Origin of the sequence: Streptosporangium sp. LJ11 (assembly GCF_051918945.1) — a bacterium.
Lineage (GTDB): Bacteria > Actinomycetota > Actinomycetes > Streptosporangiales > Streptosporangiaceae > Streptosporangium.
In genome coordinates this window covers 151,531-168,652 of record NZ_JBPXMB010000019.1, presented here as the reverse complement: position 1 = coordinate 168,652, position 17,122 = coordinate 151,531, and the positions used below count along the sequence as shown (strand labels likewise).

The 17,122-nt window shown below is 70.8% G+C and carries 15 protein-coding genes; 2 read left to right on the top strand and 13 right to left on the bottom strand.

All coding sequences use genetic code 11. The annotated features are described in order from the left end of the window. Positions 1–68: 68 nt before the first annotated feature. From ACTOQ3_RS27220 to ACTOQ3_RS27165, 12 genes are all read right to left on the bottom strand, one after another. Entirely contained in the window at positions 69–1,241 is a 1,173-nt protein-coding gene (locus ACTOQ3_RS27220; protein ID WP_440086283.1) for a glycine C-acetyltransferase, read from the bottom strand. Beyond that, the gene (tdh, locus tag ACTOQ3_RS27215) at positions 1,241–2,269 is read right to left on the bottom strand and encodes an L-threonine 3-dehydrogenase (RefSeq protein WP_440086234.1); all 1,029 of its coding nucleotides are present in this window, start codon (positions 2,267–2,269) and stop codon (positions 1,241–1,243) included. Before tdh ends, ACTOQ3_RS27220 begins: the two co-directional genes overlap by 1 nt. A 277-nt stretch (positions 2,270–2,546) precedes the next feature. Beyond that, positions 2,547–3,653 (bottom strand): SPFH domain-containing protein, encoded by a 1,107-nt coding sequence (locus ACTOQ3_RS27210; RefSeq protein WP_440086233.1) that lies wholly within the window; start codon positions 3,651–3,653, stop codon positions 2,547–2,549. A gap of 4 nt (positions 3,654–3,657) precedes the next feature. Then, positions 3,658–4,095 carry an NfeD family protein gene (locus ACTOQ3_RS27205; RefSeq protein ID WP_440086232.1) on the bottom strand — a complete coding sequence of 146 codons (438 nt, stop codon included), beginning with the start codon at positions 4,093–4,095 and terminating at the stop codon, positions 3,658–3,660. Positions 4,096–4,206: 111 nt separating this feature from the next. Beyond that, complete coding sequence (gene fahA, locus ACTOQ3_RS27200) at positions 4,207–5,343, bottom strand: fumarylacetoacetase (RefSeq protein WP_440086282.1); 1,137 nt, start codon at positions 5,341–5,343, stop codon at positions 4,207–4,209. Beyond that, positions 5,343–6,299 (bottom strand): hypothetical protein, encoded by a 957-nt coding sequence (locus tag ACTOQ3_RS27195; protein WP_440086231.1) that lies wholly within the window; start codon positions 6,297–6,299, stop codon positions 5,343–5,345. The genes fahA and ACTOQ3_RS27195 overlap by 1 nt, the downstream gene beginning before the upstream one ends. A 53-nt stretch (positions 6,300–6,352) precedes the next feature. Then, entirely contained in the window at positions 6,353–7,525 is a 1,173-nt protein-coding gene (locus tag ACTOQ3_RS27190; RefSeq protein WP_440086281.1) for a homogentisate 1,2-dioxygenase, read from the bottom strand. 215 nt (positions 7,526–7,740) lie between these two features. After that, on the bottom strand, positions 7,741–8,553 hold the full coding sequence (locus ACTOQ3_RS27185) for a phytanoyl-CoA dioxygenase family protein (RefSeq protein WP_440086230.1): 813 nt from the start codon (positions 8,551–8,553) through the stop codon (positions 7,741–7,743). 130 nt (positions 8,554–8,683) lie between these two features. Next, the gene (gene nhaA / locus ACTOQ3_RS27180; RefSeq protein ID WP_440086229.1) at positions 8,684–9,997 is read right to left on the bottom strand and encodes a Na+/H+ antiporter NhaA; all 1,314 of its coding nucleotides are present in this window, start codon (positions 9,995–9,997) and stop codon (positions 8,684–8,686) included. 123 nt (positions 9,998–10,120) lie between these two features. Further along, a complete protein-coding gene (locus tag ACTOQ3_RS27175) occupies positions 10,121–10,933 on the bottom strand; it encodes an SAM-dependent methyltransferase (RefSeq protein ID WP_440086228.1) in 813 nt (270 codons plus the stop codon). A 118-nt stretch (positions 10,934–11,051) separates the two neighbouring features. Then, a complete protein-coding gene (locus tag ACTOQ3_RS27170; protein ID WP_362696195.1) occupies positions 11,052–11,684 on the bottom strand; it encodes an IclR family transcriptional regulator in 633 nt (210 codons plus the stop codon). Positions 11,685–11,812: 128 nt separating this feature from the next. Next, positions 11,813–12,472 (bottom strand): response regulator transcription factor, encoded by a 660-nt coding sequence (locus ACTOQ3_RS27165; RefSeq protein WP_440086227.1) that lies wholly within the window; start codon positions 12,470–12,472, stop codon positions 11,813–11,815. Between the two features lie 166 nt (positions 12,473–12,638). Here ACTOQ3_RS27165 and ACTOQ3_RS27160 point away from each other — a divergent pair, with 166 nt between their 5' ends. Next, positions 12,639–14,519: a sensor histidine kinase gene (locus ACTOQ3_RS27160; protein WP_440086226.1), complete on the top strand. Its 1,881-nt coding sequence runs from the start codon at positions 12,639–12,641 to the stop codon at positions 14,517–14,519. Positions 14,520–14,530: 11 nt separating this feature from the next. On the opposite strand, the gene ACTOQ3_RS27155 is transcribed toward ACTOQ3_RS27160, so the two are convergent. Next, positions 14,531–15,340, bottom strand: coding sequence for a sensor histidine kinase (locus tag ACTOQ3_RS27155; RefSeq protein WP_440086225.1), 810 nt, complete (start codon positions 15,338–15,340; stop codon positions 14,531–14,533). 429 nt (positions 15,341–15,769) lie between these two features. Here ACTOQ3_RS27155 and ACTOQ3_RS27150 point away from each other — a divergent pair, with 429 nt between their 5' ends. After that, positions 15,770–17,098, top strand: a complete 1,329-nt coding sequence (locus ACTOQ3_RS27150) for a hypothetical protein (RefSeq protein WP_440086224.1) — start codon at positions 15,770–15,772, stop codon at positions 17,096–17,098. Positions 17,099–17,122: the final 24 nt, after the last annotated feature.

Sequence of the window (17,122 nt, the reverse complement as noted above, 5' to 3'; positions counted from 1 at the left end):
ATGGGGTGGGACCGCTGTCCGGCCGCGGGGCCCGTCCCCGGGGCGCGGCCGGTGTCCGGCCACCCTGTTCAGCCGCGGGCGGCGGCGAAGGCCTCCAGCGCGCGGTCGACGTCCTCGGCCGAGTGGGCCGCGGACAGCTGGACCCGGATGCGGGCCTGGCCGTGCGGGACCACGGGGTAGGAGAAGCCGATCACGTAGACGCCCAGCTCCAGCAGGCGTTCGGCCATCGCGGCGGCCTCGGCGGCGTCGCCGATCATCACCGGGACGATGGGGTGGTCGCCGGGCAGGATGTCGAACCCGGCCTCGGTCATGCCGGTGCGGAACCGCTCGGTGTTGGCGCGCAGCCTCGTCCGGGCCTCGTCCGAGCCGCTGATCAGGTCGAGGACGCGCAGCGACGCGGCGGCGATCACCGGGGCGAGGGAGTTGGAGAACAGGTAGGGGCGCGAGCGCTGGCGGAGCAGCTCGCAGATCTCCTTGCGCGCCGCCACGTAGCCGCCGCTGGCTCCGCCGAGCGCCTTGCCGAGCGTGCCGGTGAGGATGTCGACCCGGTCCCGCACGCCGTGCAGCTCGGGGGTGCCCCCGCCGTGCTCGCCGACGAAGCCGACGGCGTGCGAGTCGTCGACCATCACCATGGCCCCGTACCGCTCCGCCAGGTCGCAGATCTCCTCCAGCGGCGCGACGTAGCCGTCCATGGAGAAGACGCCGTCGGTGACGATCAGCCTGCGCCGGGCGTCGGCGGACTCCTTGAGCCGCGCCTCCAGCTCGGCCAGGTCGCGGTTGGCGTAACGCAGGCGTCGTGCCTTGGAGAGGCGGATGCCGTCGATGACGCTCGCGTGGTTGAGGGCGTCGGAGATCACCGCGTCGCGGTCGTCGAGCAGCGTCTCGAACACGCCGCCGTTGGCGTCGAAGCACGAGCTGTACAGGACGGTGTCCTCCTGGCCGAGGAAGTCCGACAGCCGCGCCTCCAGCTCCTTGTGCACCTCCTGGGTGCCGCAGATGAAGCGGACCGACGCCATGCCGAAGCCCCAGCGGTCGAGGGCCTCCTGGGCGGCGGCGACCACCTCGGGGTGGTCGGCCAGGCCGAGGTAGTTGTTGGCGCAGAAGTTGAGCACCTCGCCACCACCCGCGACCGCGATCCCGGCGCGCTGCGGGGTGGTGATGACCCGCTCGGGCTTGAGCAGCCCGGCCTCGGCGATCTCGTTCAGGGTCGTACGGAAGTCGTCGCGGAGGTTGTCGAACATCAGGCCGTCCAATCCAGAATGATCTTGCCGGTCTTGCCTCCGGCGGCGGTGTCGAAGGCCGCGTCGAAGTCGCGGTAGGAGAAGCGGTCGGTGATCACCGGGGAGAGGTCGAGGCCCTTCTCCAGGAGCACGGACATGGCGTACCAGGTCTCGTACATCTCCCGGCCGTAGATCCCCTTGAGGGTGATCATCGAGGTCACGATCGTCGCGAAGTCGACGGCGAACTCCTCGGCGGGCAGGCCGAGCATGGCGATCTTCCCGCCGTGCGACATGGAGGCGATCATGTCGCGGAGCGCCTTCGGGTTCCCGGACATCTCCAGGCCCACGTCGAAGCCCTCGCGCATGCCCAGCCCGTCCATGCCCTCCTGGACGGACGTCTCGGCGACGTTCAGCGCCAGGGTGACCCCGAGCTTGCGGGCCAGCTCCAGCCGCTCCGGGCTGACGTCGGTGACGACCACGTTGCGGGCGCCCACGTGGGTGGCCACCGCGGCGGCCATCAGCCCGATCGGGCCGGCGCCGGAGATCAGCACGTCCTCGCCGACCATCGGGAACGTCAGGGCGGTGTGCACCGCGTTGCCGAACGGGTCGAAGATCGCGGCCACGTCGAGGTCGACCGGGACCCGGTGCACCCAGACGTTGGAGGCCGGGAGTGTCACGTACTCGGCGAAGGCGCCGTCGCGGTTCACACCCAGCCCGATCGTGGCACGGCACAGGTGCCGCCGTCCGGCCATGCAGTTGCGGCACTTGCCGCAGACCAGGTGCCCCTCACCGCTGACCAGGTCGCCGGGGGCGATGTCCTCCACGCCCGGCGCCACCTCGACGACCTCGCCGCAGAACTCGTGGCCGATGACGAGCGGCGTCCGCAGCGTCTGCCGGGCCCACGCGTCGTAGCTCCGGATGTGCAGGTCCGTGCCGCAGATCCCGGTGCGCAGCACCCTGATCAGCACCTCACCGGGGCCGACGGACGGTTCAGGCACGTCGGCCAGCCACAGGCCGGGTTCGGCCCTCTCCTTGACCAGCGCTTTCATAGCGGATTCCCCCTCAGCTCCGACCCTACGCACTGTGCCCGGTCGCCTTCGGGGATGTCCATCGCGGTTTTCTTAACCCCACCCACAGCGTTGCTTCACGCCCGGTCCCCGAGACCTAGAGGGTTACCCAGACATTTGACCGCAAACCGACCAGGCGAGCGGTCCTCGCCGTCGATTCCCACCACGACGTCGGTCCTCCCGCCCGGACACGCCGGGCGGGAGGACCGAGGGAGAGACGAGGGGGTCGAGGTCGGGAGAGCCGGGAGAACCGGGAGGTTCAGGAGCCGTTCCGGCGGTGCTCCTCCCGCACTCCCACTCCCGTTCCCGCCCCTGTCCCCGTTCCCAGGAGGTCGTCGCCGGGCAGGTGAGCGGGGGGCGCGTTGAGCTGGCGGGGGCCCAGATCGGCCTCGGCCGCCTCGGCGACCGCGTCGGCGGCGGCCTGCTCGGCCTGCTTCCTCTCCTCGGCCGCGGCCTCGTTGATCCTGGGGGCCTCGCGGACGGCCGACGACTGCGGCAACGCCTCGGTGAACGCCTTGGAGACGCCCTGGATCGCGGAGGTGACCTCGCTGGGGATCACCCAGAACGTGTTGTTCGGGCCCTTGGCCAGCTCGGGCAGCACCTGCAGGTACTGGTACGCCAGCAGCTTGGGGTCGGGGTCGTTGCGGTGCACGGCCTGGAAGACCTCGTCGATGGCCTGGGACTGGCCCTCGGCCTTGAGGATCGCGGCGCTCCGGTCACCCTCGGCCCGCAGGATCGCGCTCTGCTTGTCGCCCTCGGCGGTGAGGATCTGCGACTGCCGCTGGCCCTCGGCGTTGAGGATCGCGGCGCGCTTGTCCCGCTCGGCGCGCATCTGCTTCTCCATCGCCTCCTTGATGCTCTTGGGCGGGTCGATGGCCTTGATCTCCACCCGGTTGACCCGGATGCCCCACTTGCCGGTCGCCTCGTCCAGCACCCCGCGCAGCTGGCTGTTGATCGTGTCGCGCGAGGTCAGCGTCATCTCCAGGTCGAGCGAGCCGACGACGTTGCGCAGCGTGGTGACCGTGAGCTGCTCCACGGCCTGGATGTAGTTGGCGATCTCGTACGCCGCGGCCCGGGGGTCGGTGACCTGGAAGTACAGGACCGTGTCGATCTCGACGACCAGGTTGTCCTCGGTGATCACCGGCTGGGGCTTGAAGGAGACGACCTGCTCGCGCAGGTCGATCATCGGGTAGACGCGGTCGATGTACGGGATCACGAAGTTCAGGCCGGGCTTCAGCGTGCTGTGGTATCGGCCCAGCCGTTCCACGTTGCGGGCCCGGGCCTGGGGGACGATGCGCACCGAGCGGATCACGGTGAACACCGCCAACAGGACGATGAGCAGTCCGGCTATGAGCAGAGCGTCCATGGTGTCACTCCCGTGGATACACGAGCGCGGTCGCGCCCTCGATCTCGATGACGTCGACGGTCGCCCCGGCGGGTATCACCAGGGTCTCGTCGTAGGCCCTGGCGGACCATTCCTCGCCGCCGATCCGCACCCGGCCGTCCCGGCCGGTCACCTCGCGCAGGACGTAGGCGGGCTTGCCCACGAGCGCCTGGATCCCGAACCGCTGGCTCCGGGGCTGCCGCATGGTGAGTTGGCGCTTGGCGATGGGCCGGACCACGGTCACTCCGGCGGCCAGGGAGGCGATGAACACCACGAGCTGGAGCGGGACAGGAAGCCCCAGCCCGGCGGCGACGGAGGTGATGAGGGCGGCGCCCCCGATCAGGCCGAGAGCGGTGGTCAGGGTGAGTATCTCGGCGACTCCCAGCGCCACCGCCAAGATCAACCAGATGACCCAGTACTCCATGCTCCGGCCCTCCTGCCTGTACAACGCGCCGGACGTCTGGGAGGTTCCTTTCCCACCGTATGTCCTCCACCGGATCGCCGACAGGCCCGGCTCTGCCGTCCGGCTCCGGGACTACCGCGCGGGCTCGATCGTTCCCGACACCTCTCCCAGGGTGATCACGGTTCCACCGGGTCCGGGGGCGGTCGCGGTGATCGTGACGGTGTCCCCGTCCTCCAGGAAGGTCCTGGCCGAGCCGTCGGGCAGCTTCAGCGGCTCGGTCCCGTTCCAGGTCAGTTCGATCAGCGAGCCGCGCTCGCCCGGTCCGGAGCCGGAGACCGTGCCGCTGGCGTAGAGGTCGCCGGTGCGCAGGGCGGCGCCGTTGACGGTCATGTGGGCGAGCATCTGGTCGGGCGTCCAGTACATGTCCCGGTACGGGGGGCGGGAGACGACCTCGCCGTTCACCGAGACCTCCAGCCGCAGGTCGAGCCCCCACGGCTCCTCGCGGCGCAGGTAGCCGAGCGGCTCCGGGTCCTGCGGCCTGCCCTCGATCCGCGCCTCCGACAGGGCCGCGAGCGGGGTGATCCACGGCGACACCGAGGTGGCGAAGGACTTGCCGAGGAACGGGCCCAGCGGGACGTACTCCCAGGCCTGGATGTCGCGGGCGCTCCAGTCGTTGACCAGGGTCACGCCGAACACGTGGTCCTCGAACCGCCCGGCCCGGTCGCCGAGGGCCGTGGGCGCGCCGACGACGAATCCCAGCTCCGCCTCGATGTCCAGCTTGGCGGACGGGCCGAAGACCCCCGCGCCGCGCTGCCCGCACGGCCGGGTGACCGGGGTGCCGGACGCGACGACCGTCCCTGACCTGCCGTGGTAGCCGACCGGCAGGTGCCGCCAGTTCGGCTTGAGCGGCTCCTCGTCGGGGCGGAACATCCGGCCCAGGTTGGAGGCGTGCTCCAGCGAGCAGTAGAAGTCGACGTAGTCGGCCACCTCGACCGGCAGGTGCAGCGTGACCTGGTCGAGCGGGACGAGGTGCGGCCCCATCACCGCCTGGTCGGTGCTCAGCTTGTTCTGGATCAGGACCCGGGTGTCGCGCCACGCGGCCGGGCCCCTGGACATGAAGGCGTTGAGCGAGCCGGTGGCGAACACCTCGTCGTGCAGGGCCCCGGCCAGGTCGACCACGTGGTCGCCGTATCGGACGCCGACGCGAGGGGTCTCCCCCTCGTGGCGGGAGAAGACTCCGTAGGGCAGGTTCTCCAGGCCCCAAGACATCACGCACTCTCCTCTGCTGCGCCGGTGGCCGCCGTGTCGGCGGCCGTTCCGTCGCCGGGTGTTCCTTCGGGGGACGCCGCGTCCGCGGACGCGGGCGGGCGCCGGGTGATCAGGCACAGGGCCGCCAGGTCCTCGATCGGGGTGCGCGTGTCGCACGACCCGTACGACACCAGCAGCTCCCTGGCGCGCGCCGCGGTGCCGTCGGGCACGGCCTGCGCCAGCCGTACCAGCTCGCCGACGTCGGTCAGCTTCAGCACCGGCACCGGATCGCGGTCCTCCACGGCCGCGCAGACCGCGAGGACCAGGTTGAGGAAGCCGTGCCGGTCCACGCCCAGCACGGGATCGAAGTGACGGACCGCGTTGTGCAGCCCCGCGGTCGCCTTGAACGGCACTCCGTGCCTCGCGCAGTGCGCGATGAGGGCGCCCAGGTCCGCGGCGCCGGGAAAGGCGCCGGCGGTCAGCCCGCCGCAGCGGAACTTCAGGCCGGGGCCGGTGGCGTCGCGCGGCAGGGAGGCGAGGTCGCCCGGGGACACCTCCACGAACAGCCGGGCACCGCCGGGCAGCCGTCCGGTCAGCCGCTCCGCCACGGCCCCCGGGGTCTCGCCCGGCGGCTGACGCACCTCGACGAGCTCGACGGCGACGTCCTCGAGGGACTCGAGGGACTCGAGGGACGGGACTTCGGGGGTGTCCAGGATCAGGCCGAGCCGGATCGGGAAGGTCAGGTGGTCGCGAAGCTCCGCCAGGCGTCCGGCCGGGCAGAGGAACCGGTGGGTGAGCACCGGGTCGTCGCCCGCCAGGTCGCTCCTGTGCCGCTCCAGGGCCTCGGCCGTCGGCAGCCCGGTCGGCGGGAACAGCCCGGCGTCGTCGACGAGCCCCCGGAAGAGCACCGCCGTTCCCGTCCCCACGTCGTTCACCTTCGCGCCCGTCCCCGTGCCCGTACTCGCGTGTGCGCTCATGGCCCTGTCCCTACCCCGTGGCGGGCCCGCGTTCGCGACGGGCCCGTGACCCGTCAACGGGCCCATGTCCACGCGTACGCGGGGTCCTCCACCGACAGCCCCGCCGGGCCCAGGTCGAGGGGGCGGAAGGTGTCGACCATCACGGCCAGCTCGCTCGTCCGCGTGTGGCCCTGCCGCACCGCCTCGATGACGGCCTCGACGGCGCCGGGCTGCGGGCCGTGCGTGAATCCCGCGGGGTGCAGCGAGACCGAGCCGACGTCGATGCCCGAGCCCCTGCGCGCGGTGTAGTCACCTCCCGCGTAGAACATCAGCTCGTCGGAGTCGACGTTGTGGTGGTTGTACGGGATCGGGATCGCTTCCGGGTGGAAGTCGAGCGGCCGGGGGCAGAACGAGCAGATCACGAAGTTGGGACCCTCGAAGGTCTGGTGCACCGGCGGCGGGGCGTGGGTGCGCTTCACGATCGGCTCGAAGTCGTCGATGTTGAACGCGTACGGGTAGAGGCAGCCGTCCCAGCCGACCACGTCGAACGGGTGGTCGCGGTAGACCAGCCGGGTGAGCCCGCCGCGCGTGCGGACCAGCACCGGCACCTCCTCGCCCTCGGCGAGCAGGGGCTCCTGCGGGGTGCGCAGGTCGCGCTCGGAGTAGGGGGCGTGCTCCAGGAACTGGCCGTACTTGGACAGGTAGCGCTTGGGCGGCCGGATGTGGCCCGACGCCTCGATGGTGAACGCCGTGACGCGGCCCCGCGGCACCCACCGGTGGATCGTCCCGGTCGGGACGACCACGTAGTCGCCCTCCCCGGCCTCGATCACCCCGTACGTCGACTCGAACCTGACCCGCCCGCTCGCGATGTAGACGCACTCGTCGCCCATGGAGTTGCGGTAGAGGCCGCTGGGGGCCTCGCTCGCGGCGTACGACATGCGGACGTCGGCGTTTCCGGCGAGCAGCCCGCGCCCGGTGACCAGGTCGCCCCCGTCCGGCAGGTCCTGGGTGCGCAGGTGGCGGGGGGAGAGGGGCACGTTGGGGGTGAGAAGCCCTCTCGACGCGTCGGGCTCGACGGCCTCGGCCTTGAGGATCGCCGTGGGGAGGTGACGGTGGTAGAGCAGCGACGAGTCGCTGGAGAACCCCTCCTCGCCCATCAGTTCCTCGGCGTACAGCCCGCCGTCGGGCCGCCGGAACTGCACGTGCCGCTTGCGGGGGATCTCCCCGACGACCCGGTAGTACGGCATCCGCTTCTCCCAGCTTTGTCCGTTTATCGGACGCATACGTCCTTTATACGAACAACCATCTGTCAGGGGCGGGGAGATGTCAAACGTCGTCCGGTGGCTGCCGGTTCTCGGCGCACCTGACCCGGTCGCACGAAAACGGACGGCGGGCCGCCGCCGGACGTGCCGCTGCCCAGGCACGGGTTCTCCGCCCGGTTCCGGGAACGGACGGAGCGTGTCTACCCGGCGCCGCGGCCGGTGCCCTCCCCGTCCGGACCGGGGGTGTCCTGTCCCAGGCCCCGGCGGATCGCGATCTCCACGGGTGAGTACGCGCCGTCGGCCCGCTCCAACTCGTACGGCGCGGCCGGCATCAGCGGCGGCTGGGCCATGAAGCGCGGCCGCACCCCATGGTGCGGTTGCGCCGCGTGCACCAGGAACGGATGGCACAGGAAGACGTCGCCGGGGGACCCGGTGGCGAGGGCGACTGGCCGGTGGTCGGACGCCGCCACCAGATCGGGCGCGAGGGCCAGCCCGCTCGCCCCGTCCTCCCCGTACCTCTCCAGCACCTTCGGCACGTCGAGGTGTGAGCCGACCCGGATCCGGGTCGGGGCGTCCTCCTCACCGACCTCGCTGAACAGGAAGAGCATCAGCAGCGCCCGGCCCCGGGAGCGCAGATTCGTGAAGTACCAGCTCTCGCCCTCCGGCAGATAACTCCCCTCGATGTGCCAGCCCGCGTCGTCCGGCTCCTCCTCGTGCGGGAAGCGCAGCGGGAACGTGCCCAGCGAGTAGCGCGGCTCCCAGCGTCCCGCGCCGACGAGCAGGTCGTACGCGTGCTGCAGGAACGGGGAGTTGGGTGCGGCGGCGAACGGCCCCTGCGCCATGCCGGCCACCCAGTGCACGGGCCGCGTCCACGTCGCCGGATCGTCCGGGTCGCAGCCCGTCTCCCGCCACAGCAGCCGCGCGCAGTCCGCGGCCACGCGCGGCGCGACGGCGCCCTCCACCTTCACGAAGCCGTCGCGCAGGAAGCGGGATACCAAGGTCGTGTCATCCATGCCCCCATCGTGCGGCGACACCGGTCCCGGCCGCCCGACATCTTCCGCGCCGCCTTTGTCGGGTGTTCACCGAACCCCTTCCCGCCCCTCCGAGCCCGGAGGCGACCGCCCCCACGGCACCGTCGTGCACTCAGGGACGTGCCTGGTAGACGTCGGGGATGCCGTCGTGGTCACGGTCGGCGATCTCGGCCTCGTGGATGCGCCGGTAGACACGATCGCGCAGCCGGAGGACGAGCGCCGCGGCCAGGGCCGCGATCAGGGAGCCCGCCAGGACCGCCACCTTGACGTGGGCGTCGCTCTCGCTGCCGGCGCCGAAGGCCAGTTCCCCGATGAGCAGGGAGACGGTGAACCCGATACCGGCCAGTACCGACAGCCCGCCCACATCGACCCAGGCCAGGTTCTCGTCCAGGTCGGCACGGGTGAAGCGGGCCACCAGCCAGGTCGCGGCCATGATCCCGACAGGCTTGCCGGCCACGAGCCCGATGACGATGCCCACCGCGATCGGGTCGGTCAGGGCGGTGGCCAGGCCGCTCGTCCCGCCGAGGGCCACCCCCGCCGACAGGAACGCGAACACCGGCACGGCCACCCCGGCCGAGATCGGTCGCAGACGGTGCTCGAAGTGCTCGGCCAGGCCGGGCCCGGCGTCGGGGCCGCCGGCCCGCTCGCTGCGGACGACCGGCACCGTGAAGGCCAGCAGCACCCCGGCGACGGTGGCGTGCACGCCCGAGGCGTGCATCAGCGCCCAGGTCGCGGCGGCCAGCGGCAGCAGCAGCCACCAGGCGCGCACCCGGCGCTGAACCAGCAGGGCGAAGATCGCCAGCGGCACCAGCGTGCCCAGCAGTGGCGGCAACGACAGGTGCTCGGTGTAGAAGACCGCGATGATGACGATGGCCAGCAGGTCGTCGACCACGGCCAGGGTGAGCAGGAAGGTGCGCAGCGCCGCGGGCAGGTACCGGCCGATGACCGCGAGCACGGCCAGCGCGAACGCGATGTCGGTGGCCGTCGGGATCGCCCAGCCCCGCGCCGCGCCGTCGGCGCCGCTGGAGAGGGTGACGAGCAGGTACAGCACGGCCGGGACGATCACGCCGCCGAACGCGGCCGCGATCGGCACCGCGGCCCGCCGCGCCTGGCGCAGGTCACCGGCGACGAACTCGCGTTTGAGCTCCAGCCCGGCCACGAAGAAGAAGATCGCCAGCAGCCCGTCGGCGGCCCAGGCCGCGAGGGTCAGATCCAGGTGCAGGGCCGCGGGCCCGATCTTGACTGCGCGCAGCCCCTCGTAGGCGCCCGACCACGGGGAGTTCGCCCAGATCATCGCCGCCACGGCGCCGGCCAGTAGCAGCGCTCCGCCGACGGTCTCCCCGCGCAGTATGTCCGCGATGCGGCGGGTCTCGGCCCACGAACCCCGGCTGAACAGGCGAGGCGTGCTGGTTGAGGTGCCGCTCATGGGCGCTCCACTTCGGGGGTCGGGTCGGACATTGCCGACCAGACTTCCCGGCGCACCCGCGTTCACCCTACCGGCGGGTCCATCGGAGCTCCGGCGCGGGGGGTGCCGCGCCGGAGCCCGGGGTCAGGGCTTGCGGCCCACGGCGCAGAACTCGTCCACCTCGCGGTTGCCGCCGACGATCGACGGCCCGGGACGCCAGAGCGGGCACGAGACCACGCCGGGTTCCACCAGCTCCAGGCCCTCGAAGTAGCTCGCGATCTGTTCTGGGCCGCGGAGGGTGTACGGGACCGAGCCGGCCTCGTTCCAGATGGCGATGGCCTTCTCGAACTCCGCGCCGCGGATCACGTTGGTGCCGTCGGCGACCGCCAGGTAGCTGCCGGAGGGCAGGGCGGCCAGCAGCCGGCGCGTGATCGCCCGTCCCTCGTCGATGTCGGTGAGGTGACCCAGGATGTTCATCAGCATGAGCCCGACGGGCTTGTCGAAGTCCAGGGTGGCCCTGGCGGCCTCCAGGATCGCGTCGGGGTCGCGCACGTCGGAGTCGATGTACTCGGTCGCGCCCTCGGGGGTACCGGTCAGCAGGGCGCGGGCGTGCGTCAGAACCATGGGGTCGTTGTCGACGTAGACGACGCGCGCGTCCGGTGCCACCTGCTGGGCGACCTGGTGGGTGTTGTCGACGGTGGGCAGCCCGGTGCCGATGTCGAGGAACTGGCGGATCCCGCCTTCGCCGGCCATGTACCGGACGGCGCGGGAGAGGAACGCCCTGGACGAGCGGGCAATATCCACGATGTCCGGAAAAATCCCGACGAACTGGTCGCCGATTTCCCGGTCGACGGCGTAGTTGTCCTTGCCGCCGAGCCAGTAGTTCCAGATCCGGGCGGAGTGGGCCACGCTGGAGTCGATCGGGGTGGGAGTGTGCGGGGAGGGCTCGTCGGGCACGGGGTGCTCTTTCTCTGGCGCCGGAGAGTGAAGATCCTTAGTATTGCCATCTTGCCGGTTCTACGCCGCTCTTGGGCGGGTTTGTCTGGTTATTTAGTGATTCGCGATGAAGGGACCGTCAGGTCAGCGAGCCCGACAGCTCCGCCGCGGCCGCGGCGACCCGGGGGCCCACGGCGTCCGGGTCGAGCGCGGTGAAGGTGACCACGCCCACCGACGCCTCCAGCCAGGGAAGGCCGGGCACGGGGGCGGCGACGCCTCTGGCCCCCTCCTGGAGCTGGCCCTCGGAGACCAGATAGCCGGTACGGCCCGCGCGCAGGGCGAGGATGGCCAGTCCGGCGGCGCCCCGTTCCAGCGGGTGGCGGGAGCCCTCGCGGTAGGCGACGTGCATGTTCGTCCAGGAGGGTTCGACCACCGCCACGGCCAGGCCGTCGTCGCCCTCGGCCACCGTCAGGTGCGCGGTCGCCCCGACCTCCTCCGCCAGCCTGCGCAGGGTGGGCAGGGCGCCCTCCCGCAGCAGCGGTTGCACGGCTCGGGCCAGGACGAGGACCCCGAAGCCCAGATGGACCCGCCCGTCGCCGTCCCGGCGGACGAAGCCCTCGCTCTGGAGGGTGGTGAGCAGCCGGTACACCGCGGGGCGGCTCAGCTCCAGCTCCGCCGCCAGCTCCGTGGGGGTGCGGCCCCGCCGCCCGTCGGCGAGCAGGCGCAGCAGCCGCAGGCCGCGCTGCAGGGTCTGCGAGGATTCGGCCGGCATCTAGGACGCCCGCTGGGCTGGAAGCATGTCCCGATTATCGCGTGCCGCCCCGGAACGCCCGCCGGGCCGGAGACATGTCCCGATCATCGTCACCGTCTTCACGCCCTCCGGCAGACCCGGCGGATCTCTCAGCGGGCGTCGAGGAAGGTCAGCACGGCGAGGACGCGGCGATGGTCGTCCTCCGTCCCCGGTATCCGCATCCTGGACAGGATGCTGTGCACGTGCTTCTCGACCGTGCCCTCGGTGATCCATAGTTTGTGCGCTATGCCGGAGTTGGAGCGTCCCTCGGCCATCAGAGCCAGGACCTCCTGCTCGCGCGCCGTGAGGAGTCCCAGCGGATCGCCCCTGCGGTGGGTCCTGATGAGTTCCCGTACGAGACTCGGGTCGACGACCGAGCCGCCCTGGACGATGCGCTCAAGCGTCTCCACGAAGTCGTCCACCCCGGTCACCCGGCTCTTGAGCAGGTAGCCGACCCGGTGCCCGGTGGCGAGCAACTCCATCGCCTCCTCCACCTCGATGTGCGCCGACAGCAGCAGGATCCCCGTCTCCGGGAACTCCTCGCGGATCACCCGCGCCGCCTCGATGCCCTCGTTGGAGTGGGCCGGGGGCATCCGGATGTCGAGAATGACGAGATGGGGCCGGTGCAGCCGGACGAGGGCGAGGATCTCCGCCGCGTCCCCCGCCTGGCCGACGACCTCGAAGCCCGACCGCGACATGAGGCTCGCGACTCCCTCGCGAAAAAGCACGTCGTCGTCCGCCAGCGCTATTCGTATTCGGTCCGCACCCACGGCTCCCGCCCTTTCGCCATGCACTTCTCTCCGAATTTTGGTTAAAGAAATGGTCACGCGGGTTTAAAAAAAATGACATCTCGGAGGTTCGGGCGGCCGTACGTGTGGAGCGCGGTCGGGAAACAGTCGTCAAACCCCTCCTTGACATGCGAGTATCTTAGTCTCCATGCGCGAACGGCTTTTGTCGTTATTGCTGCGCACAAAGCGGCCGCCCCTCGCGGTGGGGATCATCTGCAGCGCTCTGTGTATCGCGGCGGAAGCCACGCTGTCCCTTTTCCTGGAGCGCGTGACGTCGGGCGACTTCCTCGGAGGGATCTATCTGCTCGGTGTTCTGCTGATCTCGATCCAGTGGGGGCTGGGTCTGGGACTGGCGACCCTGGTGGGCAGCGCCGTCGTCTTCAACTACTTCAACCTCCCGCCCGCGTGGAGCTTCTCGTACGGGACGCGCGGGCTGTGGACCCCGATCCCGATCTTCCTTCTCGTGGGGTTCGCGATCAGCTCGATCGCGGCGCTGGTGCGCTCACTGAACATCCAGGCGGAGAGCCGTCGGCACGAAGTGGATCTCACCGCGCAACTGGCCCACGTCCTGTTGCGCACGAAGGACCTGAAAACCGCGCTGACACCGGCCTCGCGTCTGCTGGCACGGGCTCTGGAGGCACCGAACCTGGAGATCCGGCTTGAGGAGTTCCCCGGGGAGGAGCACGGAGAGGCGCTGCCGCTCGTGGAGAACGGGGTCAGGGTCGGCACGCTGCTCCTGCCCCCCGGCGTGCCCGAGCCCGTACGGAGGCGTCTGCGTGAGCGGATGGTGCCGTCCCTGGAGGCGCTGCTGAGGGCGGCCCATGATCGCGAGAACACCGAGACGGTCCTGGCGTCGAGCCGTGACGAGATCCGCCGGATCGCGCAGGAGCAGGCGGCGTTGCGGCGGGTCGCGACCCTCGTGGCGCGGGGCATCTCCTCGGCGGAGCTGTTCAACGCGGTCGCCTTCGAGATGGGCTCCCTCATGAAGGCGGATCACGTGGCGATCAACCGCTACGACCCCGGCCACGTGACGGTGCTGGGCTCGTGGAGCTGGCAGGACGGCACGGAGAAGGTGCTGCCCCTCGGCTCACGGTGGCCGCTCAACGAGGTGAGCGTCTCGGCCACCGTGCTGAAGACCGGGTGTCCGACGCGAAAGGGGAGCTACGAACAAAGCGGCGGAAAGATCGCGACATGGGTACGGAAGATGGGAGTCACCTCTACCGTCGGTTCTCCCATCATCGTCGACGGAAGCCTGTGGGGTGTGATGCTCGTCTTCTCCAGCGCCCGGGAGCCGAGGTTCGAGGGGGTGGAGGAACGCATAATGGACTTCACCGAGCTGGTCGCGACCGCCATCTCCAACGCCCAGGCCCGCGCCGATCTCGCCGCCTCCCGCGCCCGCGTGGTCGCCGCGGCCGACGAGACCCGCCGGCGCATCGAGCGCGACCTGCACGACGGAGCCCAGCAGCGCCTGGTCTCGCTCGGGCTGGAGCTACGCGCGGTGGAGGACGGCATGCCGCCGCCGATGACCGAACTCAGGGAACAGCTGTCCCGGGCGGTCCAGGGACTGAACGGGGTCGTGAACGATCTGCAGGAGCTCTCACGGGGCATCCACCCGGCGATCCTCTCGAAGGGCGGGCTCGTGCCCGCGCTGAAGGCGCTCGCACGCCGCTCCGCCCTTCCCGTCGAGCTCGAACTGGAGCCCGTCCCGCCTCTGCCGGAGCACGTCGAGGTGGCCCTCTACTACACGGCCGCGGAAGCGCTGACCAACGTGGCGAAGCACGCGAACGCCTCCGTGGTGTACGTCACCCTGGGCATGGCCGGAGCGGCCGTCCGGCTCTCGATCCGCGACGACGGGTGTGGAGGGGCCGACTACGGCAAGGGGTCGGGGCTCATCGGGCTCAGGGACCGCGTCGAGACGCTCGGCGGCAGGCTGCGGGTCGCGAGCTCCGCGGAGGAGGGGACGTCGCTCTCCGCGGTGGTACCGATAGTGATGACACCGATCGTGATGGTTTCGACTGATCACTCCTGATATCGCCGATCTCAGGAGTGATCTGGCAGCTCACGGCCGGCGAGGGGGAGGCGGAGGACGAACCGCGCGCCACCGGTGCTGGAGTCCTCCACGTCGATGGTCCCTCGGTGGGACTCGGCGATGTCACGGGCGATCGTGAGGCCGAGCCCGGTGCCCCCTCGGTTACGGCAGCGGGCGGTGTCCAGCCGGGTGAACCGCTCGAAGATCCTCTCCCGGTCGGCGGCGGCGATGCCGTCACCGTCGTCGGTGACGGCCAGCTCGCCGTACCGGCCGTTCCGGCACACCTCGACCAGCACCGCGTGCCTGGCGTGGCGCTGGGCGTTGTCCAGAAGATTGGCGAGGAGACGGGTGATCTCAGCGTCGATGACGTTCGCCCGCACCCCGGGGGCGAGCCGAAGCCGTACGGGGACACCGTTCTCGCGCCGCGAGATCGCGGCACGGACCATTTCTCCCAGGTCCACGTTGACGAACGCGTCAGGCGTGTGCGCCCCCACCTTCGCCAGCACCAGCAGGTCGGTGACGATCGTCTGGAGCCGGTCGACGCCCTCCAGCGCGTCTGCCAGGAGTTCGTCCAGATCCGTCTCGTCGGGGTGCAGCCGCGCCTCTTCCAGGAGTGTTCTGAGCCCGGCGATCGGGGTGAACAGCTCGTGGGAGGCGTCGGACACGAATCGCCGCTGCTGGATCAGCGACTGGTCGACCCGGCTTCTGGCGCTCTCCAGCCGGTTCAGCAGGTTGCCGGTGGCCAGGGCGAGATGCATGATCTCGTCCGCCCTGGGAAGACCGTGGAACCCGTTGCTCAGATCCTTGGTACGCCGCGACATGAGGATTCGTTTCGAGATGCGTCGAGCGGTGCGCTTCCGTCGACGGCGACGGGATTTCTCACCGGCGGTTCGACGGCCGGGGGGAGCCCTCCCGCCTCTGGACAGTTGTTCACCGAATCATGATGTCGTCTCCGCCGCCCGTCGTCTGCGCTGGCAGCCTCCGTTTGGTCCTTCATGCCAGCGGGGCCTCCGGCACTACCGCTAGCCGTAATGCCCCGGCGTCCTCACCCGAGTACCATCCGCCGCCCGAGCCGGGCGGGCCCACCGCGGCACGGCGGTGGTGTGAGGGGTGACGGCCGGTACGGGTTCGGCGGGAGATGCGGAGATATCAGAATGCTGATGATTCCTTGACTGGGACTGTCGAGCCCATCGTGATCTGGGTAAAGTGCGGATCGATCGTTTTGACCAGCTTTCCGGGGAGTTCAGGACATGCGACTTACTCTGCGCCGGGCTCTCGCCGTGAGCGCCACGCTCGCGCTCGTCGGTGTCATGACGCCCGGGGCCGCATACTCGCAGGACGATCCCCGCAGCTGTAACGACCTGATGGGAGCCGACACCCCGGCCTACGTCGTGTGCACCTGGCTGGCCAAGCCGGACGAGGCCCTCGGGGTCGCGCTGTTCTGGGGTGCCGACGACGGGGCCCACCTCAAGGAGGCCACCCCGAGCGACGGCAAGTTCCTCGACTGCTCGGCCGCCGGGTCGGTCTGCCCGGAGGCGCCCGACGGCGGTTCCGAGGGCGACGAGAACTCGCCCTTCCCCGAAGGGGCCGGAGACGGCGGCGCGCCCGACTGCGAGGCCGGCCGGCAGTGCTCGGTCGACGGGCACGGCGAGGGCGGCGACGGCACGGTCGCCGGGGACGAGCAGACCGGCACCTCCACCCCGACGCCGACCCCCACCCCCACGGGCGCTCAGGACCCCGCGGTCGCGGCCGCGGCGCAGACTCCCGCCGGTCAGGCGATCACCGCGGCGAAGGCCGTACAGCTGAGGGTCTGGATCGACACCGAGCTGGCCGACGACTGGAAGGCCGGCACCGAGACCTTCACCGCCGCCGTCAAGCGCATCGGCGCGCTGGCCGCGCGCCCGGAGGTGGCGGGCATCAGGTTCACCTCCCAGCTGGGCTACAACACCACGTTCAAGACCGACGCCGAGATCACCGCGTTCGTCACCGCGGCCTCCGACGCCCTCCGCCAGGCCGCGCCCGGCAAGCGGCTGGGCATCCACACGGTGGTGCCCGAGCTCGCCTGCGGCGCGAACGACACCTGCAAGGCCGAGATGCGCAAGCGGTATCCGCTGCTCGCTCCCGAGAAGATCGAGTCTCCCCTGATCGCGGGCCGCGTCGACCAGCTCTCCCTGGACAGCGGCCTGCTGTACGGCGGCTACGACGCCTGGAAGATCAACGCCGAGCAGGCCCACCTCAACCAGTGGATCCAGGTCCGCGCCCGTTCGTGGGACGTCCTGGCCCAGGTCGCCGCCGAGGAGACCGGGCTCGTCGGCCAGGTGACCGCCGCCAAGATCGCCTCCCGGCTGTCGGCGCCCGTCAAGGACGGTGCCGCCCAGCAGGTGAACGTGTGGACCAGCGTCCAGAACGCCCAGGGCGCGGTGAACCGGCTGACCGCCTGGGACCAGCTGAAGAAGCTCCTGCCGATCCAGCGCCGCCTGGCCGGCGTCTACAACCCGGCCAGTCCCGAGACGGACATGACCACCGACCTCAAGAAGCTCTCCGAGGTCTTCGGCCAGATCTATCTCACGACCGTCTGACGCCCCCGCCGGCGGGCCGCCTCG